At 35.6% G+C, this 24,352-nt stretch carries 31 protein-coding genes; 8 read left to right on the top strand and 23 right to left on the bottom strand.

The genetic code is table 11. The annotated features are described in order from the left end of the window. Nucleotides 1–120: 120 nt before the first annotated feature. Nucleotides 121–1,317: a M57 family metalloprotease gene (locus tag DU508_RS12505; RefSeq protein WP_115403137.1), complete on the top strand. Its 1,197-nt coding sequence runs from the start codon at nt 121–123 to the stop codon at nt 1,315–1,317. 129 nt (nt 1,318–1,446) lie between these two features. Further along, nucleotides 1,447–1,776 (top strand): hypothetical protein, encoded by a 330-nt coding sequence (locus tag DU508_RS12510; protein ID WP_115403138.1) that lies wholly within the window; start codon nt 1,447–1,449, stop codon nt 1,774–1,776. Between the two features lie 14 nt (nt 1,777–1,790). Here the strand turns inward: DU508_RS12510 and DU508_RS12515 are convergent, their stop codons facing one another. Next, nucleotides 1,791–2,096 (bottom strand): hypothetical protein, encoded by a 306-nt coding sequence (locus tag DU508_RS12515; RefSeq protein WP_115403139.1) that lies wholly within the window; start codon nt 2,094–2,096, stop codon nt 1,791–1,793. 147 nt (nt 2,097–2,243) lie between these two features. On the opposite strand from DU508_RS12515, the gene DU508_RS23825 reads away from it, so the two are divergent. Continuing rightward, the gene (locus DU508_RS23825; RefSeq protein ID WP_158542165.1) at nt 2,244–2,396 is read left to right on the top strand and encodes a hypothetical protein; all 153 of its coding nucleotides are present in this window, start codon (nt 2,244–2,246) and stop codon (nt 2,394–2,396) included. On the opposite strand, the gene DU508_RS12520 is transcribed toward DU508_RS23825, so the two are convergent. From DU508_RS12520 to DU508_RS12610, 19 genes are all read right to left on the bottom strand, one after another. Further along, nucleotides 2,393–2,668, bottom strand: coding sequence for a hypothetical protein (locus DU508_RS12520; RefSeq protein ID WP_115403140.1), 276 nt, complete (start codon nt 2,666–2,668; stop codon nt 2,393–2,395). The genes DU508_RS23825 and DU508_RS12520 overlap by 4 nt on opposite strands. A 136-nt stretch (nt 2,669–2,804) precedes the next feature. Further along, the gene (locus DU508_RS12525) at nt 2,805–3,953 is read right to left on the bottom strand and encodes a hypothetical protein (protein WP_115403141.1); all 1,149 of its coding nucleotides are present in this window, start codon (nt 3,951–3,953) and stop codon (nt 2,805–2,807) included. 623 nt (nt 3,954–4,576) lie between these two features. Then, the gene (locus DU508_RS12530) at nt 4,577–5,491 is read right to left on the bottom strand and encodes a pirin family protein (RefSeq protein ID WP_115403142.1); all 915 of its coding nucleotides are present in this window, start codon (nt 5,489–5,491) and stop codon (nt 4,577–4,579) included. A gap of 69 nt (nt 5,492–5,560) precedes the next feature. Beyond that, complete coding sequence (locus DU508_RS12535; protein WP_115403143.1) at nt 5,561–7,864, bottom strand: cation:proton antiporter domain-containing protein; 2,304 nt, start codon at nt 7,862–7,864, stop codon at nt 5,561–5,563. Nucleotides 7,865–7,944: 80 nt separating this feature from the next. Then, nucleotides 7,945–8,361 (bottom strand): OsmC family protein, encoded by a 417-nt coding sequence (locus tag DU508_RS12540; protein WP_158542166.1) that lies wholly within the window; start codon nt 8,359–8,361, stop codon nt 7,945–7,947. Nucleotides 8,362–8,375: 14 nt separating this feature from the next. After that, nucleotides 8,376–8,678, bottom strand: coding sequence for a GNAT family N-acetyltransferase (locus DU508_RS12545; protein WP_115403145.1), 303 nt, complete (start codon nt 8,676–8,678; stop codon nt 8,376–8,378). A gap of 12 nt (nt 8,679–8,690) precedes the next feature. Continuing rightward, complete coding sequence (locus DU508_RS12550) at nt 8,691–8,903, bottom strand: (4Fe-4S)-binding protein (protein ID WP_115403146.1); 213 nt, start codon at nt 8,901–8,903, stop codon at nt 8,691–8,693. 55 nt (nt 8,904–8,958) lie between these two features. Further along, the gene (locus tag DU508_RS12555; RefSeq protein ID WP_115403147.1) at nt 8,959–10,161 is read right to left on the bottom strand and encodes an amino acid ABC transporter substrate-binding protein; all 1,203 of its coding nucleotides are present in this window, start codon (nt 10,159–10,161) and stop codon (nt 8,959–8,961) included. A gap of 33 nt (nt 10,162–10,194) precedes the next feature. Next, on the bottom strand, nt 10,195–10,515 hold the full coding sequence (locus DU508_RS12560; protein WP_115403148.1) for a MoaF-related domain-containing protein: 321 nt from the start codon (nt 10,513–10,515) through the stop codon (nt 10,195–10,197). A gap of 63 nt (nt 10,516–10,578) precedes the next feature. Continuing rightward, complete coding sequence (locus tag DU508_RS12565; RefSeq protein WP_147273628.1) at nt 10,579–12,072, bottom strand: gluzincin family metallopeptidase; 1,494 nt, start codon at nt 12,070–12,072, stop codon at nt 10,579–10,581. Between the two features lie 69 nt (nt 12,073–12,141). After that, nucleotides 12,142–12,543 carry a nuclear transport factor 2 family protein gene (locus DU508_RS12570; protein WP_115403150.1) on the bottom strand — a complete coding sequence of 134 codons (402 nt, stop codon included), beginning with the start codon at nt 12,541–12,543 and terminating at the stop codon, nt 12,142–12,144. A 101-nt stretch (nt 12,544–12,644) separates the two neighbouring features. Next, nucleotides 12,645–13,547: an alpha/beta fold hydrolase gene (locus tag DU508_RS12575; protein WP_115403151.1), complete on the bottom strand. Its 903-nt coding sequence runs from the start codon at nt 13,545–13,547 to the stop codon at nt 12,645–12,647. A 122-nt stretch (nt 13,548–13,669) separates the two neighbouring features. Next, nucleotides 13,670–14,305: an NADPH-dependent F420 reductase gene (locus DU508_RS12580; protein WP_115403152.1), complete on the bottom strand. Its 636-nt coding sequence runs from the start codon at nt 14,303–14,305 to the stop codon at nt 13,670–13,672. A 5-nt stretch (nt 14,306–14,310) separates the two neighbouring features. Further along, on the bottom strand, nt 14,311–15,186 hold the full coding sequence (locus DU508_RS12585) for a pirin family protein (RefSeq protein ID WP_115403349.1): 876 nt from the start codon (nt 15,184–15,186) through the stop codon (nt 14,311–14,313). A 100-nt stretch (nt 15,187–15,286) separates the two neighbouring features. After that, the gene (locus tag DU508_RS12590) at nt 15,287–15,643 is read right to left on the bottom strand and encodes a nuclear transport factor 2 family protein (protein WP_115403153.1); all 357 of its coding nucleotides are present in this window, start codon (nt 15,641–15,643) and stop codon (nt 15,287–15,289) included. 83 nt (nt 15,644–15,726) lie between these two features. Next, entirely contained in the window at nt 15,727–16,380 is a 654-nt protein-coding gene (locus tag DU508_RS12595; protein WP_115403154.1) for a hydrolase, read from the bottom strand. Between the two features lie 378 nt (nt 16,381–16,758). Then, nucleotides 16,759–17,334, bottom strand: a complete 576-nt coding sequence (locus DU508_RS12600; protein WP_115403155.1) for a Crp/Fnr family transcriptional regulator — start codon at nt 17,332–17,334, stop codon at nt 16,759–16,761. A gap of 116 nt (nt 17,335–17,450) precedes the next feature. Next, a complete protein-coding gene (locus DU508_RS12605) occupies nt 17,451–18,026 on the bottom strand; it encodes a Crp/Fnr family transcriptional regulator (RefSeq protein ID WP_115403156.1) in 576 nt (191 codons plus the stop codon). 166 nt (nt 18,027–18,192) lie between these two features. After that, the gene (locus DU508_RS12610; RefSeq protein ID WP_115403157.1) at nt 18,193–18,822 is read right to left on the bottom strand and encodes an NAD(P)H-dependent oxidoreductase; all 630 of its coding nucleotides are present in this window, start codon (nt 18,820–18,822) and stop codon (nt 18,193–18,195) included. A gap of 106 nt (nt 18,823–18,928) precedes the next feature. Between DU508_RS12610 and DU508_RS12615 the strand changes: the two genes are divergently transcribed. Then, entirely contained in the window at nt 18,929–19,291 is a 363-nt protein-coding gene (locus tag DU508_RS12615; RefSeq protein ID WP_115403158.1) for a winged helix-turn-helix transcriptional regulator, read from the top strand. Nucleotides 19,292–19,324: 33 nt separating this feature from the next. Here the strand turns inward: DU508_RS12615 and DU508_RS12620 are convergent, their stop codons facing one another. The 3 genes from DU508_RS12620 to DU508_RS12630 form a co-directional block, all read right to left on the bottom strand. Further along, a complete protein-coding gene (locus DU508_RS12620) occupies nt 19,325–19,684 on the bottom strand; it encodes a DUF4260 domain-containing protein (protein ID WP_115403159.1) in 360 nt (119 codons plus the stop codon). Between the two features lie 90 nt (nt 19,685–19,774). Beyond that, entirely contained in the window at nt 19,775–20,038 is a 264-nt protein-coding gene (locus DU508_RS12625; RefSeq protein ID WP_158542167.1) for an aldo/keto reductase, read from the bottom strand. 106 nt (nt 20,039–20,144) lie between these two features. Beyond that, entirely contained in the window at nt 20,145–21,053 is a 909-nt protein-coding gene (locus DU508_RS12630) for an alpha/beta fold hydrolase (RefSeq protein WP_115403161.1), read from the bottom strand. A 151-nt stretch (nt 21,054–21,204) separates the two neighbouring features. On the opposite strand from DU508_RS12630, the gene DU508_RS12635 reads away from it, so the two are divergent. From DU508_RS12635 to DU508_RS12650, 4 genes are all read left to right on the top strand, one after another. Further along, nucleotides 21,205–22,062 (top strand): LysR family transcriptional regulator, encoded by an 858-nt coding sequence (locus DU508_RS12635; RefSeq protein ID WP_115403162.1) that lies wholly within the window; start codon nt 21,205–21,207, stop codon nt 22,060–22,062. An 18-nt stretch (nt 22,063–22,080) separates the two neighbouring features. Further along, nucleotides 22,081–22,644 (top strand): Crp/Fnr family transcriptional regulator, encoded by a 564-nt coding sequence (locus DU508_RS12640; protein ID WP_115403163.1) that lies wholly within the window; start codon nt 22,081–22,083, stop codon nt 22,642–22,644. Nucleotides 22,645–22,866: 222 nt separating this feature from the next. Further along, nucleotides 22,867–23,256 (top strand): RidA family protein, encoded by a 390-nt coding sequence (locus tag DU508_RS12645; protein WP_115403164.1) that lies wholly within the window; start codon nt 22,867–22,869, stop codon nt 23,254–23,256. Between the two features lie 133 nt (nt 23,257–23,389). Beyond that, entirely contained in the window at nt 23,390–23,656 is a 267-nt protein-coding gene (locus DU508_RS12650; RefSeq protein ID WP_233509550.1) for a winged helix-turn-helix transcriptional regulator, read from the top strand. Nucleotides 23,657–24,352: the final 696 nt, after the last annotated feature.

The raw sequence follows: 24,352 nt of genomic DNA on the forward strand, positions 1-24,352 counted from the left end.
TTAAGGTATTTTAATGGTTTTGCTTGTTGGTTATGTACGCTTATATATGATAAAGTTTTTATGAGTATTATTTAATGTATGGTTAATTTAAATTGAACATACACATTGTATAATTGATTAATGAAAACAATAAATATTAATGCTCTTAAAGTCGCAATAGTTGCAGTTTTATTAGCGACAACTTTTAATAGTTGTAAGAAAGAAAATGTTAAACTTTCAGAACTATCTATTCAGAAAGCCGATAAAGAACTTTATAATGCTTTATTGGAAAGCGGTATAAAAGCAAAAAATATAGTTGAACTTAAAGAATATTATCTTGTTGAAGGAGATTTATTATTTAAGAAAAATAAGACAGATTTGAAAAAAGTGAGTGCTTATTTTGGAAATGAAAATTCGAAACAAACTCTATTACAAGAGCAAATTGTTAGTAAAGGTAAAATATCTTCTATACGTGGTAACAAAATAGCACAATGGCAGACTAGTTCCTTAATTTCTTCTTTTAACGTCGAAAATATAAAAATACTTACTTCTTCCGTTCAAAATAGTTGGGTTGTGGGTATATGGAATGCACTTCGTAATTGGTCTTCGATACCCTCTTGTCAAGTGGGCTTTTATACTGATTGGACTTTATCTGTAACAAATGTCGAACCAAATACAATAACTTTTACGGATGCAACTACTGATCCAGAACTTAATGGCTATTATGCTATATCTGAATTCCCAACTAACGATAACGCTGGATTTCGAATAAGAATTAATGGAAATCTGTATAATAGTTTATCTGATTCTCAAAAAATTTATATTTTAACACATGAGATAGGGCATTGCCTTGGTTTTAGACACACAGATAATCCTGGTAATGATTCATTTGGGACAATACAAATTCCAGGAACACCAACTTCTGATCCTAATTCAGTAATGAATAGTGGGAGCTATAATTCGGTAGTGCCAAATTGGAGTTCATTTTCCACTTATGATGTAATAGCAGCACAAACGCTTTATCCTCCTGGCCCTTATGATAGTTGTATTATTGGTGATTTTGTTAACTATATCGATCCCGATAATTATTCTTTTAACTTACAATGGAATAATGCGATGCTTGCCACATCCACGGTTACCCTACAGCTTTATCAATACGGAATTTTTAAAGCTACCATTGCCAGTAATATTCCAAATAATGGTAATGCATTAATCGCTCCAATCGGTTTAGCAAGTTTTGTTACAAATACTTTTCCACAGCTGCAGATCAAAATAATAGCAGATGACGACCCTGGTAGATTTGATTATAGTCAAATGTTTTATTATACGTCAAATTAATTTACATAGAGTATATAAGAAATCGAAAGGCCTATATAAAAAGCCATTCTGTTTTATTGCAGGATGGCTTTTTTTAATGCTTTGTAGCGTTTGCTGATTAATTAACGTATAAGCTATAAAAAACAAGTGATGAAAAATAAAATAACCTTGAACAAAATCTCCTATTGCTTAATCTTCTTATCTTTTTTAACATTAACCTTTACTGGTTGTAAAAAAGAGGAAGATACACAAACCCTCGAGCTTAAATATAGAACCCTGGCCTGGAATTATTTAAATGATCAATCCAAATCTTCAGTAAGAATTAATTGGAAAGAAGCACCAATTACTTATTCGACGAAAGATAATGAAGAAGTTGCAGAGGTAATGTTTTACACCACTGATGACGCATTGTTAGGGCCAATTATTGTCTGTATTTCCATTAAAACAAAAACTGTGCTTGGGGTAGGAGCAAGGTTTTAATTATTAGTTTTTGCTTAAGCTTTAACTACTTTTTTTGTTCTTGATGTTGTTTTTTTCTCTGACAAAATATCAGTAGCCTCTTTCGAAGGTGCAGAAATTTCCTCTTCTTTAATAAATGAAGTTATAGAATCATCTTTTGGATTTAATGAAATTTTCTTCGAAAGCTGTTTCGCGAATTTCTCTATCACTTTCTCTGTTTTTTTTGCTTTGCCAAATTGGGCGAGCACTTCGTTAAATGCAATTGTTAATTTTGATTCTAATTCTTTACGTGCTTTCTTATTTGCCGAAGTATCTTTCGACCTGGATTTATGCTTTTTCATTTAACTTGTTTTGGATTATCCAAAGATAAAATATCGTTAAGTTAAATTAATATTATGATTATGTTAACTTACAACTAACGAATTAACATATAAAATATTTAGCGTAAATTAGTTAACAACAAAGGCTTATTGTAAAATCTAATCGATATGAATTATCCAATTTTAATTGCTGTTGCCGTTTTGGTTGTTCTTCTTATCGCTTTTCTCATCATAAAAAACCAAAAGGATAAAAAGAAGTTTGAACAAGAAGTAATCGATTCTGAACTTTCGCCTGAAAAAGACGACAAAGAAAATATTTAAAATTTACTTCCTTCGGCCACTTCGCCTCCTAAATCCAAAGTGTTTTGAAAAGCTTCCAGGTAACTGAGCAGATGCCTTTCTGCATTAGCATAAGAGGTAAAAGTTGAAGCAGGCTCATTTGGATCTGCATCGCTCTTGTTTTTGAAATACAGGCTAATTTGAAATTTAAAGCTATTCTCATTATTAATTGGCGACATTATTCTCGCTTTAACCGAATGGCCGTGAATTTCTACAAAGAACTCTTTCAAAATAGTATATATAACAGCCGACATAGGATTAATTTTAAGTTTCTAATTATTGTATAAAGAACTAAAATACTTGAAAAGCCTAATAGTTTTCGGAAGTTAGCAATAACATAACGTTTTGTTAACATTAAATTAATGTGTTTTTGATTATAAAATGTCCAGTTTATTTCTTTAAAGGTTCATAAGCATAAACAATTTCATACTTAATATTTTTGAGGTTATTGGAAATCTGTCCGATTTTTAAATCCTGTATTTGAGGGGTAGGCTCACAAAACGAATATTTTTTACCCTGGTAAAGAATGAAATTGCCCACAGGTTTATCAAACTGAACAGCCATTGTTAAATGAGTGGGGTAAAGCAAGGCGATCATGGGCAGGTTATATATTTCTTTTACAAGATAAAAAAACAAGGCGGCGCGATCGTCGCAATCACTATATTCGTTCAATAAGGTTTGTTCCGGAGACAGTCGTTTCTCCTTACCGAAATTCTGTCCGTCATCTTCATAAAGAAAAGCATAACGGGTAAACCGCATCAAATAATCAACACCTTTTTTCTGATCCATTCGTTTTACATTTTCCTTTAAAATCGGAATTAAAGAACTGTAAGTTTCCCGGCTTAGCGGAATATTAAAATAGCTTTCGTAATCAACTACGGGGTAATTTTTGAATATGGTTTGCACCTCTTCGTTAACTTTTAGCTTAAAATGATAAACTTTCTGTTTGTAGCTAAACTCAACTTCTTTGCTCTCATAACTTTCTGGTTTAAATTCAGGCATTCTTGTTACCTTATAAGAGAAAGATTTTTTTGCCTCAGGCATTCTGATTTTAATCGGGATATAGATGTTTTGTTTGAAAAGTTTTCCATAATCATGATAATTTAAGCACATGTATTTCTGGTCATCAATCATAAAAAATGGAATATCGCTGATGTCTTCATCATTTCTAACGTAAAAAATAATCTGTTCATTGCCAATTGCAATTCTGGCATCATAGCCGCATTTACTCAACAAAAACCACTTGTAAAGGGTATACCTAAAATAGTTCTGTACTTTCGGGCTTATTTCTTCCGCCGTTCTTCTGATCAATTGATAATAAATCCAATCATTAAGATGATGTTTTTCCTGATAAGCTTTTAAAGAGGAAATAAGATCATGATAATCACTTAATGATATTTCATCGTAAAATTTTGAAACCTCTACCGAAGCAGGAATTTGAGCTACCGGTAAAACAAATGAAGGGCTTACCTCGAAATTGAATGTACCATCATAAAATTCAAAAACGTGTTTTTGCGCACCAGATATGCCTGAATGCATAATCAGCGTAGCAAAAACAAAGATCTTTAATAAATATATGTTGCGATTCTTTTTCAATTGGCTAAAAGTTGTTCACATTAAATTTACCTATAATTAACATAAAATCAATAATTTGTTTATGTGAAGATTAGCGATGGTGCTTAACAGGAATTTAACACGAGATTTTTCTCAGAAAAAAATTATAATAATTTATTTTTTTTTGCTGTTAATTAAAATTAAAATTATACATTTGCAATGCAAGGGGTGAGAGCCTTGCATCACAATCATAAAGATTGAGAGCGTTAATTTAGATAAAGGTTACAACAGCGATTGTTGTAACCTTTTTTTATGCTCAAAAGTTGATCCGCTCATACATTTCATCTTCTTCAAATGAGTTCCAAATAACAATAAAAGAAAGCTTTTGAATAAAAATTCTATAATAATTAATTAATCTGTACTTAATATTAAACCTTCATATTTGTGCCATAAATATTTGGTTAGTATTTATAAAGTTTAGGTTAGTTGATAACAAAAATACCCAGATGGATGTCTGGGTATTTTTATTTTAAAGTTTTCGGGAAAAAGCCGTATCGATTGAATTTTTTTTGATTTAACTTGATATTGTTTTTACAGACCCTGCATTGTCAAGAAAGAGCGTTGGGTGGAGGACCTCCTGCAGGCCTGCTTTTATCTTCAGGCAGGGGGACAAATTCTTCATTATCCATTGGAGGCAAAATAATACGGCCTTGCTTCCAGTCTTCCTTGGCTTGTTCAATCCTGTCTTTTCTACTGGAAACGAAGTTCCACCAGATATATCGATCTCCCAGGTGTTCACCGCCAAGCAACATCAAAGTGGTCGGTTCTTTTGCAATAATCAATGGATCCACTCCTTTTGTAAACACCATCAGCTGTCCAGGGTTATAAATAAAACCATTTACTTCAACACTGCCTTTAACAATGTAGGCACCTCTTTCGCTATGCCCGACAGGCAACCCAAAATGTACGCCTTGCTCCAAAACAACATGAACATAGAATAAAGGAGAATGTGTCTTGACATTGCTTTTCAATCCATAGGCTTCTCCAGCAATCAAGCGCATCCATACACCTGTATCTGTAAAAATAGGTAGCTGTTCCGGCTTATAGTTCTCAAAAGACGGATCACTTTCTTCGTCCTTTTCAGGAAGCGCCACCCATGTTTGTATCATTTCTAGTTCGCCACCGGCCAACATTGCCGGATCTTCGAAACGTTCGCTATGTGCAATACCTTTGCCAGCAGTCATCCAGTTTACCTCGCCCGGTTTTATTATCTGCTCTACTCCAAGACTATCCCTATGGGTTACATTCCCACTAAACAAATAACTGACTGTAGACAGGCCAATATGCGGATGTGGCAATACATCAAGATTGTTGGCAGTTGTCATCGGTATATTTACAGGCCCACCATGATCCATGAAAATGAAGGGGCCTATCATTCTTTTAAGCCTGTAAGGAAGGATACGTTTAACTGTGAAACCTGCGGAGAGCTCAGCTTGTCTGGCTTCTATAATAATATCAAGCATAATAATGATTTTTTAAGGTTACTATATTAAAGTTAATAGGCTAGCTTATCATTTTAAAACCGTTTTGAACTATACTTCCATAAAGTTCTCTTGATGATTTTTTAAACACGCTTTTATTTTATGTGTATCTCCTACGAGCCATATAATATCATTAACTAATATTTTTTCTGACGAACCTGGATTTAGGATTCGACTTTCGTTTCTTTCAATACCTACCACATGGCTATGCAAATCTTTTTGGATACCGGAGCTTTTTATTGTTTTATTGCAATACGGATTGGCTTCGGTAAGTTGAATTTTAGTTAACTGAATATCATTGATGTCAATATCTTCTTCATTATCTGATAAAGGATCTGTTTGTTCAAAAACAAGTTTTAACTGAGAAATCTGTTCATCCGTCCCCAAAACACCTACTTTGTCTTTGGGTAATATCCGTTGGTTTCCATTGGGCAGATGAATGGTTCTGTCGTTCCTACGTATATACACAATATTGATCCCTAATTTCTCTTTCCAGTTAAGTTCGTATAAAGACATACCGGCAAAAGAAATCGCATTACCGGCTTCTAATTCCGTGACATACGCATCCCATTCCTCAAAATGTTTATTTGCTTCCTTATTTTTTTGTTGCAGTTCGATGGTTCCTTTATTCCGGATAAATTCAAGTTGCTCCCTTTCGTTAAGATTCGATATAAACTGTTGTTCGATCCGTTGATGAATTTTCTGAATCTTACTAGAGAAAAGCCAAAGCATTGCCGCAATTACCGGAACTGCGATTACTAAGGCATATCTGGTTGTTGTGATTTGGTCAATGAAAAAGCCGATGAGAAAAATACCTACAAGAAACCTGATGGCATGGAGAGAAATACCCGTTAATGAATAATTCAGGTAATATGAATTAATGGTTTCGTTGCCTTTTTTAATCGTGATCTTTTTATTAAGGATAGCCCATAAAAAAGGCGATGCCAGCAAGGTTGCCGCACTTATCAGTACCACATTTCGCCAGAGTGAGCTTTCTATCTGTATATTCAAAAACGGAATGAATATATATTTAAACAGCAGCGCAATGGCAACAAGTATAATGCTATTAATTACAAGTATTCTGTTGTATTCTTGCAATATCTTCTGCCAAAACGGATTGTCTTTATTCTTCTGCGTTTCGGCGGTATATGCCTCCAAACGTACTATCCATTTGTCGGGAAGTATTTTTACAATAACATTATACAGTGGTTCTGAAAGTTTTATGAAGTATGGCGTAGTAAATGTTGTAATTGCCGAAACGCCTACGGCAATAGGAAACAGAAATTCTGAAATGACGCCAAGCGACAATCCCAGAGCCGCAACGATAAAAGCAAATTCGCCGATCTGAGCCATACTGGACCCAATTTGTACCGCTTGCTTTAGCGGTTGTCCGGAAATCAAAGCTCCTAATCCGCTAAAGAAAAATTTCCCTACTATTGTGAGTAGTGTGATGGCAAATATGGGAACTGCATGGGTGTACATTGCCTGTGGATCGATCATCATTCCTACAGAAACAAAGAATATGGTACCGAAAAGTTGTTTAACAGGCAGCGTGAGATGTTCAATTTTCTCTGCCAAGACGGTTTCTGCTATTAAAGACCCCATGACAAAAGCTCCTAATTCGGCAGAAAAACCAACCTGTGTGGCCAATAACACCATGCCGAAACAAAGTCCTATCGAAAGGATGAGCACCGTTTCATCGTCCATCCATTTTTTGGTCTTTTTTATAAATACGGGAAGCAAATATATCCCTACCAAAAACCATAATACCATAAAAAAGCCGAGTTTGAGTACGGTAAACAGAATTTCGGAACCTTGAAATTGTTGTGTTATGGCGACAGTAGACAGGAGTACCATTAATAGGATAACGATAATATCCTCTACCACCAAAACACCAAAAACCACTTTAGCAAATTGTTTGGATTTTAAACCCAGTTCATCAAACGCTTTTAGAATAATTGTAGTGGAAGAGCTTGCCAACATTCCTGCAAGAAAAAGGCTGTCCATTTGATTCCAACCCAGTAAATATCCTGTAAGATACCCACCCAGACCCACAAATAAAATTTCGACAACTGCCGTAATGGATGCCGAACCGCCTACTTTCACCAGCTTTTTAAAACTGAATTCCAAACCTAGGCTGAATAGCAACATGATGACACCAATCTCAGAAAGAGTCTTTATGTTTTCGTGATCCACGATGGTGGGCAGAAAGCTGAAATGCGGGCCCACCAAGAATCCGGCAATGATGTATCCCAAAACCAAAGGCTGTTTAATTCGTTTAAATAGAATGGTAACAAATGCACCTGCCAAAAGGATCAGTGCCATATCTTGTATCAGTTCGGGTAAGTGCGCCATTTATATATATATTTGATGAAGTTTTATTAATGCTTAAATTAGAAGCAATTCATTTTTTCCTATTCACGAGATTTGGATGATCATTTTATCAATTCTGTAGATATTTTGATATTTCCCTTTAAGATTCTGGATATTGGACATTGCTCAGCTACCCTTAACAATCGTGTTTGCAGTTCCGCATCTGGCTCATCTTTAAAAGTTATCTTTCGCTCTACCAGTGTTATCATTTCCTGATTCTCTATTCTATGGAATAAATTGGCTTCTACTTCTATTTGGGAAATCGATAAACCTTTATGGTCAATGTACATCCTGAGTGTCGCCAATGTACACCCTACCAATGATGACAGCAATAAAGTGTGAGGATCAGGCCCCAAATCTTTACCTCCTATTTTTTCAGGTTCATCGGTAATCAATACACCATTTCTCCAATGGATAGTCGTTTTGTATTTTTGGCTTCCTATAATTCCTTTTATCGGTTTTTCTAATATATACTTCATTACATTGCCTAATTTTATGTCATTTTCTTCAACCATACAGCTGCATATTCTTCCGGATGGCGTTTGAATTGCGCAAGAACGTATGGACAAAGCGGTATAATCCTCAGACTATTTTCTTTAGCATAACTTATTAATTCATTAAGTAATAACTTTGCAAAACCTTTTCCTTCATACTCGGCATCCACTTCTGTATGGTATACTCGTAACTTTCCGTCTGCAACGGAAATATCCATTTTACCGGCTTTCCTGTTATCTGAAAACAGCTGGACTTCACCATAAATATGGTCTTCTTTAAAAACTACTTTTGTGTTTTCCATTATTCAAAATTATTAAGTTCTTTTTTTTATACTCAATGCGCCGGATGGGCATTTTGCAACCTGTTCAATGAGTTCCTGCGTGGTCGAATTCTCTGTTTTTATCCAAGGGCGTGCCTTTGGATTATAGACTTTTGGTAAAGTCTTTACACAAACTGCTGCGTGAATGCATAATTTTGGTTTCCAAAGAATGGTAATTTCTCCGTTTGGATATTCATGTGCTTCCATAATTGTTTCTTGAAATTGATTCTCTGTTTTTAATAATGTTCATATAGCGCCCTCATCAAATCTTTAATTTAGGGGCGTATGGATATATTAATGGTCCGGATGCGTAGGCTGAGGGCTCGACAACCACTTGTACACGGCTATCCCTAAAGGTCTCAATCTCATTGTTGTCTATGTTTTGAAATTGTACTTGTACCACACGTGGCTCAGCCCACTCACCACCTTTACCAAAACGTATGTTACCCATTACCGTTTCAAAGGCATTAGCTCGACAATATGCTGAAAGAGCCGCATCATCCAGACTTGCAGTTGCCAGAACCGCCTGTTCAAGTATTTGCATTTGTGCATACGCCAATGGAGCCATATAATAGCCTAGTGCATCTACATTTTTTTCAAGTGCCTTTGCTTGATATTTAGCCAACATATCAGCAACTCCCGGAAAGTTCATCTTTGGTACCGGTACCCAATATTCATAATTGACAAAGCCATTTAAAAGCGGACCCAACTCTTTCTTTACAGAAGCACTCTGTGGACCAATCATGGCGCCACCCACCATTTTTGGTCGATAGTCACTTTTATGAATCGCACGAACCAGACCTATTGAATCGTTTAAATAGGAACAAATGAAAAATAAGTCCGCATTGGTCACTTTTACCTGATCGATTATTGGTGTGAAATCTTCTGTTGAAAGCGGATAGGTTTCCTCATAAACAATCTGAAAACCATATTTCTCTGCATTTTCTCTGGCACCTATAACAGGGTTCTTTGAAAATTCTGCATCAGCGGAAAGTATAGCAACAGTTAACGGTTTGGGACTTTGGGAAGCTGCAAGCGCAAAAAAACCTTCTGTAAGCGTAGAATTAGGTTTAGGGCCTGTAGGAATCATCGCAAAATAATTCGGATATTTAAGATTTAGATTGACGCCTAACCCCATCAGTCCGACCAAAAATCGTTTGCGCGCTATAATTACAGGCATAGAGGCTGCAATAGTGTTCGTTCCATAACCTCCGATAACCAAATCTACTTTATCCTCATCCAAAAGCTTTGTATAGATGAGGGATACTTGTGACGGATCTCCGTTGTCATTGTAGCAGACAAGTTCTACTTTACGACCGAGAAGACCTCCTTTACTATTGATGTCTTCTTCCCAAATGCTGTGTGCGAGCATAACCGCTTTTGTATTCTCAGCCACCGGACCGGAAAGTGAAAGACTATAACCAATGCGGATTGGTGCATTTGTTGTTTCGTTGGATTGTATCATAATTTCCCAGAATTATTGTTGTCCTTATTCTTTTTAATCTTGAACAGGGCTTATCGTGCCCTTCATTGTATAAAAGCTTCCATCAGGCAACGTTGCATTGCTATAAATAATTCCATTTTCATGGTCTTCGACATGCGTTACCGTAGCACCTGAAATTTCTTTCCATGCAACCATATATACCTGTGGACGAATTTCAGCGATGGTGGTTTCTACTCTTTCCGAATAATCCTTTTCGGTTAAAGAGCCACCTTCTATCACAGTAAAAACCATGGATTCATCGGTTTCGAAATAGAGTTCTGTTTTCAGAACATCTAAATCCATTTTATATCTATTACCTGTTAATTTGTTTTTCATTTTTAAATCTATTTAAAACAATGGTTAAGTTAATTTTAAGCGGTGAAAGTGCTGTACTATTCATTACCACTGATATATTTTTGACAGATCGGCACCCTCTGTTAAGTTTACCTTCGGTATATTGTTGTTGATGTCGATGTTAAATTCGGCAATAAGTTTTACCTTATTAAAATCAATGGGTTGTCCCTCTATCATATGATGCTCTATCTGCTCGGCCAACTCTTTTTTGTCCAAATATGTTGCACCTGCATTAATAAAATCATCAACCGATAAAATATCATCATTCTTTTTTGCCTTTCTAAGTGCGTACAGGTCAAGCAACATATTCCTGAGCGTAAATTTTCCGTTTGACGCTAACCTGATCTGGTTATCGAGGTAAAAAGCGTAGATGAGTCCCCTTCTGTATGGAAGAACTCCATAATTGGTATAATCCGTCCAGTAATTTGCGGCAATAGAGTCATTGTGCACAGCTTTGATTTTACTTGTGTAATGTGGTTTCAAGGTCTCTTCATTCAGGTAATGTAGAAACTCCTCCTCATTGTAAATTTTGCTTTTTGCCAGATTAATGATTGTGGTATAATCGTTAAACCCTTCACCGAACCATTGATGATCGAAACTATCTTCACCTAACATGATTTTCACTCCTGTCCAAGAGTGAGCAGTTTCATGTGCCGTAACATACTTCTCCCGTGTTCCGAATTTTCTACCCAACTTCATTACAAAGCCATTCTTTATCCCAAAACCACCTCCTCCTAATTCTTTTTGGTTGTTTTGCAGTGCCGTGATGACTAAAAAATAGAAAGGAAAATCGTTATCGTTCCAGAACCTGTGAATGCTCGGGAAATAGCTTTCAAAAAAAGGGCTGAGATTTTCCTGCAGGTCATTTCCATACTTATCTTCTTTCGTGGTTACGCAATAATGCGCGATACCCATAACGCTGTATTCCTTTACCTCAATGTTATCTCCCATAACAAAATACACCAATTCCGAAAGCTCGTTGTAATAATCTGAAATTTTTTCAGATGGATCTGTTTGAGAAGGCTGGACGGAATTGAAATAGCTGAAATTTTCAGGATAGCTACGCCAGCTGAAGGATACCAAAGGATTACTCCCGTCGATTATGTCCAAGGCAAACAACTGATTTACCAGCGTCAATATTCCTTTGGTAATAACAGGCCTGAACAGTTCTGTTTGAGAAGCCGTGGTTGGTTTATCAACGGGAAGCGAGCCGTCTATTTCATAAGTGAGCCTGTGTTTTTTTGCTCCCTTGTGGTATATGGTGATCCGCCTGTTCGCTTCGTCTATCTTGACTTCCTCCGGTGCGTTGCTGCGGATATTTTTGACAACTTTAAATATATCTGTCTGTCCGCCAAAATTCGGGTCCCCGAATATAAAGACGGTACTGTCTTTTTGAGCGGCAGAATACGTGAGTTCGACCTCTAATTTAGAGGAATGACCATCCCAGCTAAGTACATAGTCCATAAAAGGCTTTTGTTGAGCATAAGAATAGATGTTAAAAGTTAAGAGAAGAATTAAAATGATCCTGCTTTTTTTCATTTCCATGAGCTTTGTAATACCATAGTTAATTAATTTTTGAGCATTTTTTTGAACTTATATTATTGAAAGTCATGAACTCGTCTTATTTCTTAACGGGGTATTGTGAAAGGACGTCATTGCATTTCCATTAGCTGATTTTGAGGCAGGAGTTTCTTCTTGTACGACATCCCAGTGTTCGGCTATTTTTCCATCTTCAAGGCGGAAAATATCTACCACTACAACCGGTACCGGCCCCCAACCATGTACCAGGCTGTGCGTGATAACGATATCATTCTCTTCCACAATTATACCGGGCTGCCAATTAAAGTTTGAATCCAGAACAGGTAAAAGATTTCTAAGTCCCTCATGGCCATTAATCATCGATGGGTTGTGCTGTTGATAGGATTCATGCCAATACCGTTCGATGGCTGTACTGTCTTTTTCGTGAAACAATTCATTCATTGCTTTCAATACGATTTCTTTATTTCCCATTTTGTCTTAATCTTAAATTTATACGTTGTTGTTTTTTATTGATTGGTTTAGCTGTATATTCAGTTGCATAATGTCAAATTAGGTGCTGATATACAGTATGTTTACTTTTGCAGGAAGGCTAATAATTCCGTGTTGAATTTTTCCAATTCTTCGAAAAACAGGCCGTGCCCACTATTTTCAAATTTCACTATGTAAGAGTTCTTAATCCCTTTTTGTATTTGTTCTGCCAATGCGAATTCACAGATAATATCTTTAGTTCCGTGGAAGATGGCAGTTGGGGTATTTATTTTTGAAAGTTCACTTCTTAAATCTGTATCTCGCAAAGCAATCAAACTCTGTGTAGTGGCATAAGGGGAAGCTTCTATATTAATGCCTCCCAGCCAGTTGGCAATGCCTGTAGGCAAAGCAGTTTCACTTGCACCGAATATTTTGCCAAAATTTTCTAGAAGCTGCGGCCTGTTAACCTTGCTTAATGCGATCAGATCATTTACAGCTTCTTTGGTAAAGCCAAAATTATAATCATTTCGTTTGGTCCAGACCGGTGCTGCTGCACCAAATAATGCAAGTTTACTTACCCTGGCACTATTGTATTTTGCTAAGTAATGTATGGATATGGCACCACCCATCGAGAAGCCGCCCAATGTTGCATCTTTAATATCCAATTGATCCAACACCGCTTTGATGTCTTGGGCATACACATCGTAATTATAAGCACCATAAGGCTTGTCAGATTTTCCGAAACCACGCAGTGTAATCCCTATTACCCTGTAACCTTTATCTACTAAAAATTGATACTGATACTCATACATCGCATCACTCAACGGCCATCCGTGAATCAAAACCACAGGTTTTCCCTGGCCCAAATCTGTAACGTGCAATTTGATATTTTTTTCTACCGTGATGTATTCTTCTCTTCCAAAAGAGGTTACGTTACTTTGTGCGGCAACATTATCAGTCGCAAAAGACATTGCTAAAATCATAAGTATTGCTTTTATCGTTCTCATTCTGTTAATTTTTTATATTAGGGTTGCCTTTATCTCTGCGATATAAAAGATAGGAGTATGCGATTTCTCTTTTATCCCTTCCGTTTTCGTTTCAATTTTTTGCCAAAATTGATGATGAAACATTATTGCTTATGGGCAACTTTTGAACCTTTAACTTTTATGAATTCGATACCAGAAAGCGGACGACCAATTTCCTGTAAATTTGCAGCATCTTTAAATGAACCTAAATCAACAGGTTCAAAACCCATTAAAGAAATAATATCCGAGGCTTTACTTTTTGCCGAATCATTCTCCCCACTTAAAAAAATGACAGTCTTTCCTAGATCGTTTGGTGTCGGATTTTGAAGCGTTTCTGCGGTAAGTGTATTAAATGCTTTGACAACGTGATGTGTATGAAATAATTGCTGTACATGTTCTCCGGTAGAGACCTCGCCTAAATTTTCGGTTTTAAAAGGCTGTAGCGATATAATATTGTTGGTCGCATCGATAATAAGCTTGCCACTGGCCGAGGATGCTTTTTCTGCAATTTGATTGATGGCAACCCATGGTACAGCAAGAAAAATTATTTCTGCCCGACTGATTATATCATCCTGACTTACAGCCGTCACCGAACCACCAAATGATGAGGCGGTTTCACTTAATAATGCTGGATGACCCTCATTAGCTATCAGTATGTGATGATTTATATTGGCTAAGTGTTTTATAAGACCTAATCCGACCTTTCCTGTTCCTATGACGCCTATGTTTTTCATGTTCATTTAATTTATACCCGCCCTTTTTGATTGTTGATTTCTCCATATTCACCATTATAAAAATCACGGTAAGCATCTGCTATCTCAGATCGGCTGTTCATAATAAACGGCCCCTCTGCCACAATAGGTTCTGTATAAGCTTCACCTCCAAACAAAATAATATCTGCTGCTTCCTGAAGTTTATTTTCAATTATTATCTCGCCGGCATTTCTGTCAAACTCTATAAAATCTCCTGCTTGAAATTCGGCATCATTAAGGGTGGCATTCACAATTGGCAGAAATACTGCGACTTCAATCTTTTCTTCAAAGGATATTGTAAAAGTTTTACCTGCTTCAATATGGATATGATATAAAAACTGCTCCGAATAGTTGGGGATTTTAGAATTTAAATCTTCGTAACTCCCGACGATTACTTTTATCCAGCCACTATCATTAGGTAATTTTTTTTGTGGAACCTCATCACTTTGAATTGCCAGATACTCTGGTTTCTCTGCTTTATTTTTTGAAGGGAGATTAATCCAGAACTGAAAAGCATGTGTACGATTGGTTCCGGTTTGAGAATCTACATTCAATGTTTCATCGTGGATAATTCCGTTTCCGGCTTTCATCCATTGCACGCCTCCAGAGTAGACTTTCGCATAATTTCCGGCACTATCAAAATGCTCATCTTCTCCATCTATAATGTAGCTTAATGTCGCTATGCCCCGGTGGGGATGTCCACCAGTCCCGCTATTCATAGCGGACGAATGAACTTTCGGAACGATATGGTCTAGAAACACAAATGGCCCAACAGCATCAGTATATCTATTCGCTAATAATCGATAAATTGTTAAATCTCCTATATCAGCCCTTTGCCCTTTTGTAGAAAAACTGGTTTCCTTTTTCATCCGTATAAATTTGTTTTTAATTGTGATGAAGCTATCAGATTTATTCATACCACCGTGTGGTTTGAAAAATCATGATGGTTTCATCTTTTAAATTTTTTAATTAATCAAGAAATACATACAATGATTTGATTTTTCCATCTTCAAAAACAGCGATATCCATACCTGTAGCAACAAGTGATTCTATATTTGGCCCCGTTCCCCAAATTAGCCTACCCATATTATTATTGATAACAACTGGTTTAAGTTTAAAAAAAGCGAACGTTGGAGGCATATTAGCCACTACATTACTCACACTTTCATTGATAGCCTCATGTCCTGTTGTTTGATGCTCCACATGATATAAACTGCTATCAACAGTATAGATAGTTTGAATGGACTTCATTCTGATGGAAGAATCTCTTTGACTCCATACTTTAGCCAAATTTTCTTCCATAAGAAGAGCTAAATCGTTACTCATAAGTATACTTTTATATTACAAATTACTTGATAGATAAATCAGAGACTGTCAAAATATGACAGTCTTTGTTTTAATACTATTTATTATTGTTGCGGAGGTGTTGTAGCAAGTAACTGCAATTCCCAGGCTAAAGCAACTCCGCTTCCTCCACCGTGATCAAACAAAATAGGACCTAATTGAGATGCAGTATCTAAACGAGCCCAATCGCGTTGCCACTCTGAAACTACAGCCAGCCAATTGATTGGTACGATACCTACCTGAACCATTCTACGGACAGCCATATCATGTGCTTCAGGGCTTACACTACCGCATGCATCTGTAACTACAAATACATCATAACCTTCTCCCAAAGCTTGAATTGCAGGCATTGCAACACAAACCTCTGTCCACAGCCCGGCTAAAATCAATTGCTTACGACCGCTTTCCTTTACGATATCAGTAACTGCAGGATCCTCCCAAGTATTGATAAATGTTCTGTTAATAGGCTTTTGTTCTGGGAATACGTCTTGAATACCTTTGATGATAAGGCCTCCTCGTTCTTCGGTAACGGTTGTAAGAATAGTTGGCACATTAAATACTTTTGTAGCTTTAGCAAGCCCTACTGTATTGTTAATAATCAATGTAGGTTCATGGCTATGCAGATTGGCAACTTGAAAAGGTTGATGATCGATTAGCACTACGATACTATCTTCCGGACGAAGTAGACCTTGAAGACCAATTTTAGGAGATTTTTCCATTGTTTTTGATTTAAAAGTTAATAACTCTAAATTGCACTAAATGGAAAGAAAAAAAAGTAGACAAATGTCTATAAAAAAGCGGAGTATAGAAGTTCTTTAACCTATTTGCATAAAGTATAGTAAGAAATACGATTAAAAAGATGAGAAATGACAAACGAAAAATGTTGACATTTATTAAATGGAATTGCAACAAAAAGTAGCATGTTTTTTCAAAGGACTATGCTACATTTTTAATAAATCTAGTTATGAGATTTATTACAATGAATTCGATATTTCATCGGGATCATTCCGTTGATTCATCTGTTATAAGAAAAGATAAAAGACTAACATAATTAATAACAACATTTATACATATACACGTTTCTGTAAATAACGCACTTACTGTTTAAGCATTTTTTTGCGTACCCGGCTTAATGTGTCTTTTGTAATTCCAAGATAAGACGCTATAATATGTTGTGGAAAACGATCAACAAAATAGGGGTAATTGTCAACAAAGTATTTGTAGTGGATTTCTGCTGTAAAACTAATTGAATAGGTAATTCTTTTTTGTGTGGCAATGGTATTTAGTTCATCAAGTTTCAATAACAATTCATTAAAGGCACGACATTGATTACGCAGTTTTAATGTGTTTTCTTTCGAAACGAGAAGTACTTCACAATCTTCCCAAGCATCTATGGTATAAATACTGGGGGTACACATAACAAAGCTCTCCCGATCACCAGCCCACCAATTTTCAATATATAAATTAACTATATGTTCAACACCTTTTTCATCTATATAGTATTGGCGCATAGCTCCTTTCATAATAAAGGCCATGTGTTTAGAGATTTCTCCTTCCTCTAACAGAAATTGCTTTTTTCTTATCTTTTTGTGCGTAAAATGACTTAAGAAAACTTTAAAATCTTCTTCGGAAATTATAGCATATTTGTTAATATAATGAAATAGTGGATGCATATGAATGAACTGATATCCAATGTGAATTTTTTGATTTGATAAAACAAAACTATATCAAATGCAGAGAAGATAACGTAGACTAATATCTAAGAATATAAGATCAACTGAAAAAGCAACTACTTTCCCAGCATTTTCTTACGCACCCGGCTTAATGTGTCTTTTGTAATACCAAGGTAAGAAGCGATAAGGTGTTGAGGAAAGCGTTGGATAAAGTGAGGGTAACATTCAACAAAGTCTGCATAGCGTTTTTCAGCTGTGTAACTGATAGTAGAAGTAATTCTTTTTTGTGTAGCAATAGTATTTTGTTCGTCAAGTTTCAATAACAATTCATTGAAAGGACGACACTGATCACGCAATTTTAATGTATTTTCTCTTGAAATAAGAAGTAGTTCACAGTTTCCACAGGCTTCTATATTATACACACTGGGAGTAGACCTGACAAAGCTTTCACGGTCGCCTGCCCACCAATTTTCCATATATAAATTAACAATATGCTCAATGCCTTTTTCATCTATATAATATTTACGCATAGAACCTTTTATGATAAAGGCCATATGTTTACATATTTCTCCTTCTTTTAACAGATATTGTTTTTTTGTTATCTTTTTCTGAGTAAAATGGCTTAAGAAAACCTTAAAATCTTCTTCAGAGATTATAGCGTATTCATTAATATAGTTGAAAAGCGGATGCATATAAAACTAAATGAGATGTTCAAAGGTAATGTTTTTTATTTTCTTCTCTTGATAAGGTCTTACCAACTTAACATATCTCAATCATTATCTATTATCATATTAATATGTTTTAAGGGTACTATATAGATAGCAGAAGCTTTTTGGGAAGGTTCTGCTATCGGTAAGTTTAACTGATCTTTGTTACCATTTCCCCCACAGATATTCTTACTTTAGGAAGATTGGCTAAGTAATCATTAATTTCATCGCGATATCCTAAAGAAAGTATTACAACACTGTGCAAATCTTTTTCCTTCAGTCCTAATAATTCATCAAACAACTGCGCATCAAAGCCTTCCATTGGTGTGGCATCAACTTTGGCATTTGCTGCAGCTATTAATGCTGTACCCAATGCAATATAGGTTTGTCTTTCTGCCCAAAGCTTATTCTCTTCATCACTTCTACCAGTAAAATATGTATTTGCAGCAGTGAATAGCTCGTTCAATGATTCTACAGTAACACCTTGTTTTTCTGCCGTTAAATTCACAAGGTCTCGCACGTGTTGGGTTGTTACTTTGTTATAGGTTGCAAATACCAGAAGGTGGGATGATTGAGCTATTTGTTTGTTAAAAGAATTAGCTCCCAGTTTGGTCTTCAGTCCTGCATTATCAATAGCGAATATGCGGTATGGCTGCAATCCAACAGAAGAAGCTGATAGATTAGTAGCTTCTAAAATAAAGTCTAATTTTTCTTTACTTATTTTTTTGTTGCTATAGCTTTTTGTAGCATATCTCCAGTTTAAATCTTGTATTAAATCCATTTCTTAAAAATTTTATGCTGCAAAGTTATATCACGCAAGTGACAATTTGTACCTTTGTGACAAAAAGTAATAGTGACATTTGGGTAACCATTAATAAATTCAACACATGGAAAAGAAAAATATAACAACAAAAGGAGTGAATAAAGTGTGTAAACATAATATTAGGGCCATACATGATGCTTTGGATGTCATTGGTGGCAGATGGAAAATATCTATTATTTCCTGCTTAACGTTTCAGCCCATGCGTTACTCGGAACTATTGAGAGAAGTAGAGGGGATTTCCGGAAAAATGCTTAGTCGTGAGCTTAAAGAACTTGAACTGAATCAGCTCATTATCCGGGAGGTATTAAATACGCAGCCCATCACGGTGCAATATCAACTTACGGAATATGGCGAAACGCTGAAACATCTTACCCTTACCATAGCCGATTGGGGATTGAATCATAGAAAGCAGATTACTGAAAACTAAACCGCAATCTGTCATTCATAGTATGATACCTATTTATTGCTCTTTTTTTTCAATAGTACCTAAATGCGTATTCTGAAAATGGTCATTATATTTTAAGCCATACCCTAGCATTCTGTCAAAAGAAATATGTGCAAAAAGTATAATAGCAATAAGTTTCCAACCATCGTAACCATAAGTAATAGCATAGAAAGCGATTATTGTCGCTATCAAACGGTGATGTGTAAAGTTGTACGTGAATGCTCCAACTTTTTGATTTACAACATACCCAATCATACCAATATCAGGCAATAACAATAATGCAGGAAACCACCACCAGGCAAAATTTAATTTGCTAAATAAGAAAATGCAGAATAGAAACATTGCAATTTCTTCTAATTTTAATAGCGTTTTCATTTCATATATTTTTGATGTTTATTCTTAAATTGCTACTCAGAATTCTACTCAACCTGACAAACCCGGTTCTTAAGAAATTGGGTTACTGATCTAAATTAATTCGTTTTCAACTCGCACTATTTTCTCAATTTCATTGATATCTTCCTGTGATAGTTTAATCTGGACAGCATTGATATTTTCTTCCAACCGAGAAAGTTTAGTCGTTCCTGGGATTGGTACAAGATCCAGGTTCTTGTTGATCATCCAAGCAAAAGACAGTTGCGCAGGAGTCACTTCTTTTGTTATTGCAAACTTAGAAAATAATGAAAAGACAGCTTGATTCTTTTTTCGATTTTTTTCTGAAAACTGAGGCAAACGGGTTCTGATATCATTGCTAGCAAACTTTGTGGAAGCATCAATTGTACCCGTAGCTTGAAATTTTGTACTTGATTGTATTTAAGCTGTGTATATTCTGATTTTATTAATCAGGCAGTGTTTCCATAAAATTTAAAATATCATTACCGATTTCCTCTGCATGGGTTTCCAGTGCAAAATGTCCCGTATCATAAAACTTGATCGTTGCATTTGGAATATCTCTTTTATAGGCTTCAGCACCTGCAGGCAAGAAATACGGATCTTTATTTCCCCAGATAATAAGAGCTTTAGGCTGATACTTTCTAAAATATTCGTGAAACTTCGGATATAGGCTTACATTATTCTTATAATCCCCAATTAAATCGAGTTGTTTTTCATCCGATTCCGGACGATCAAGGAAATATTGGTCGAGAGTATATGTTTCAGGAGCAACAAGTTCGGGGTCTCCAACACCCGTAAAATATTGAAATCTAAGCTCTTCCTCCTTAACAAACCCTCTTAAGGCATCTCTATCCTCATCCGAATTGTTTTCCCAATATTTTTTAACACCATCCCAGGCTGAGCCGAGCCCTTCTGTGTAGGCATTACCATTCTGCGAGATAAACCCAGTGATCTTTTCAGGATTTGTCAGCATAAGGCGGTACCCTGTAGGTGCACCGTAATCAAACACATAAACGGCAAATCTTTTTAGTTTCAGTTCATCAATAAATGCTTGCATTACTTTAGCAAGATTATCAAATGTGTAATCGAATTTATCTCTGCAGGGTGCATCTGAATAGCCAAATCCGGGAAGGTCAGGAGCAATCACATGATACTTTTCATTCAATATCGGAATAAGATTGCGAAACATGTGCGATGAAGTTGGATAACCATGTAGAAGCAAAATTACAGGAGCATCCTGAGATCCTGATTCACGATAAAAAATATTGTGTCCACCCGCATTTATTTTGCGGTAATAAACTTTACTGGCGGTGTTTTCCGCTTGACTTACTGATTTGTTTTTAGATTGTGCCATAATATAAGAAGTTGGTAGCAAAGCCGATACAATAATTGCAACGGGTAATATGATTTTTATTTGATATAATTCTTCATAGAACAAATTTATGCGTTATATTTAATTATTAAAAACGATTTATTTTAATTAAAACTATCATTATTTATGATTTATGAATATTAATGATCTGAAATTATTTGAGGCAGTGGCTTTTCATGGTAACTTTACCAAAGCAGCAGAAGCTATGTTTACAGTACAATCGAATGTAACAGCAAGAATTAAAAGTCTGGAAGAAGAATTCAGTGAGACATTATTTTTAAGAACTTCCAGAAAGGTGGAGCTGACATCAGCAGGAAAAACGCTGTTGCATTACTCCAAACAAATCAATAATCTGATTGAAGAAGCAAAATTATCTGTCGGAAAAAACGACATGGTTAGGGGTCAGGTAAAAATAGGATTTCTGGAAACGACTATGGCTCTTAAAGGTCCTGGAATTGTCAATGAAATGGCGGAGAAATTTCCGTTGGTAGATCTTGATTTAACTTCTGCTATGCGTGATGTGCTAATTAATGATGTTATGAATTACAAATTGGACGTTGCATTTATCCCCGCACCGTTATATAATGAAGAATTGGAACAGATACATATCTTGGATGAACGTATTGTCGCTGTAACACCTTTAGGCTTCGAAAGCCTGGATGATGTATTGGCACAACATCAAGTTAAGGCTATTGTTTTTGACCAGGGCTGTTTTTTCAGAGCACGACTGGAAGCCTGGCTGATTAGCAATAACATTATGAACTATCACAAAACGGTAATAAATTCAATTGAAGGAGTTGTTAACTTTATCGAATCAGGAATAGGTTTTAGTTTTCTGCCTGCCGAAATCGTATCAACCTTTTACAGCGGAAGGAAAGTTAGCACATTTTCTCTGCCCAAAGAGATCGGTACCGTAAAGACTGTTCTGATCTATCGAAAAGATAATTTATCATCGCCGGTGCTTAAAGCGTTTCTCAGCTTGTTTTCATAATTAAACCGTTCCATTAAGATGCTTGAAATACTAAAAAATCATATCGGAAAAATTGTTCCTCTGACAGATCAGGAATTTGGATTTGTAGCTTCTTTGTTTACAGCAAAGTCCTATAAAAAGGGGCAATTTCTTTTTCAGGAAGGAGAACACTTATCCAGACATTACTTTATCTGTAAAGGATTATTAAAATTAGTGTATACCGATTCGGACGCACGCGAACATATTGTTGGTTTTGCAATGGAAGATTGGTGGGAAAGTGATTTTGAGGCGTTTTATACACAACAGAAAACATCGATGTCCCTAATATGCCTGGAAAACACCGATGTATTATATATTACCCTTGAAAATTATAAGAAACTATGCGGCACTTTGCCCAAAATAGAACATTTTTTTCTGGAAAAAGCTTATTTTGGATTTATTGCCGCACAAAAGCGGATTCTTTCAACCCTTACCTCCAATACGAAAGAGCGTTATTACCAACTGATTGAGCGATATCCAGCTTTAGTACAAAGGGTTCCAAAATCCCAATTAGCAGCCTATTTAGGCGTTTCAAGAGAAACATTAAGTAGACTATCACGCTAAATTTAATAAAAAGTAATAATATATCTTCCGATTGTCCAGAACCTCATTCTTGTAAAGAAAGATTATTTTACCAATCATACCTTTAAATGCCTGACAGTAAACGAAAACCAAGTGTGATATACATCACTCTATAATTGTGATCTACATCAACAGAAGGACTAGAAAGCGAAGCCTACTTTTGTAATAATAAAATTTGTTTTAACATCTTAAAAAACTTTTACAATGGAAAAAAAAACTTTTAGTCCTTGGAAATGGCAAGACGAACGCAGTTATGTTCAGGCAGTTGAAGTGAAAAATAACACGGGTACATTATACTGTTCCGGTCAGGCAGCTATTGATTCCAATGGTATATCAAGCAATGAGGACATGAAATCACAACTTCAGCAGTCAATTTCTAATTTAGAAGAAGTAATCACTTCGGCAGGTTATGAATGTGAAGGTATTGTACGGTTAAATGTTTATACTACATCTATGGAGGAACTTTGGCCGCATTTCCCTATTCTTCAGGAATGGATAGCCAGACACAATATTAAACAGGCTCTGACTGCCATGGAAGTTAACGTTTTATTTGAAACATTAAAAGTTGAATTGGAAGCTACGGTTGTAAAATAATTTGATTAAAACAGCAACTTCCAAAACATCATAGAAGATTTTTAGATCTTCTATGATGTTTTTTTCTAGTAAAAAAGTGCGGTAAATGGAAAGTGGTAATCCTAATTCATTTGATTAAAAAGCGATACAGTACATTGAGAAAAGGATGTCTTTCTATAGCAGAACGAACTTTGAGCCTGCAATGGAAAAGATGGAGGCAACCGGCTTGATCACACGAACCGTCCATATGAGTAAACCTCCGTTGAAAGTGGATTATCAGCTGACCGATTTTGGCAAGACCTTAATCCCTTTACTCCAATTCATTTCCCAATGGGGAATGGAAACGGCAAAAATCAATAATAAGGATACAGTTGACTTGATAAATTATTTGCCATTAATCGTTCATTTACAGACCTTTTGATTACAAACGTTAAAATTTTTAAGATTAGCTTGTAGGGATTTAGGGAAATACCTCATTTTATCAAATGAAATTATTAGAAGTAATTAAATCATTATCAAACGAAACGCGTCTAAATATTCTTATATGGCTAAAAGATCCTTTTGCTCATTTTCCTAAGAATTAAACAATTATACGCCTGAATTAGGTGTCTGTGTATCTGACATTGCACAGAAAGCTGGAATGTTGGTTCCTACTGTTTCTGATTATTTAAAAACAATGTCGGCCGCTCAAATCCTTATCGGTACAAGAAAGGGGCAGTGGACATATTATAAAAGAAATGAAAAATCAATTCAGGAATTAGCAAGACTTATAAAAGAAGAACTTTAAAATTTTTATGCTAATATTTAGTTATTTACCTAAATATCTAAATGATATAGAATGAACGATATTAAATAAATTCGGCTCTGTAGAATTTTTGAAATTGATGATAATGTCTTTTATACTTCTGAAATTTTTAAGGCATAACTTTAAAAATCAGTTAAAGTCATATTCATCTTATTGCCTTTTGGATATAATTAGAACAAAAATACTTTTGCAAACGAGAGCTGTAAAAGTTTGCTGAATTTAAACATCTCATCCACAGACCATTTGTTAATTTAACATATAGACATTTGTCTACGTTTATTTCTTAGAAGTTGATTTATTTTTGAATAAACA

This window comes from Pedobacter chinensis (assembly GCF_003339865.1).
GTDB classification, from domain to species: Bacteria; Bacteroidota; Bacteroidia; order Sphingobacteriales; family Sphingobacteriaceae; genus Pedobacter; species Pedobacter chinensis.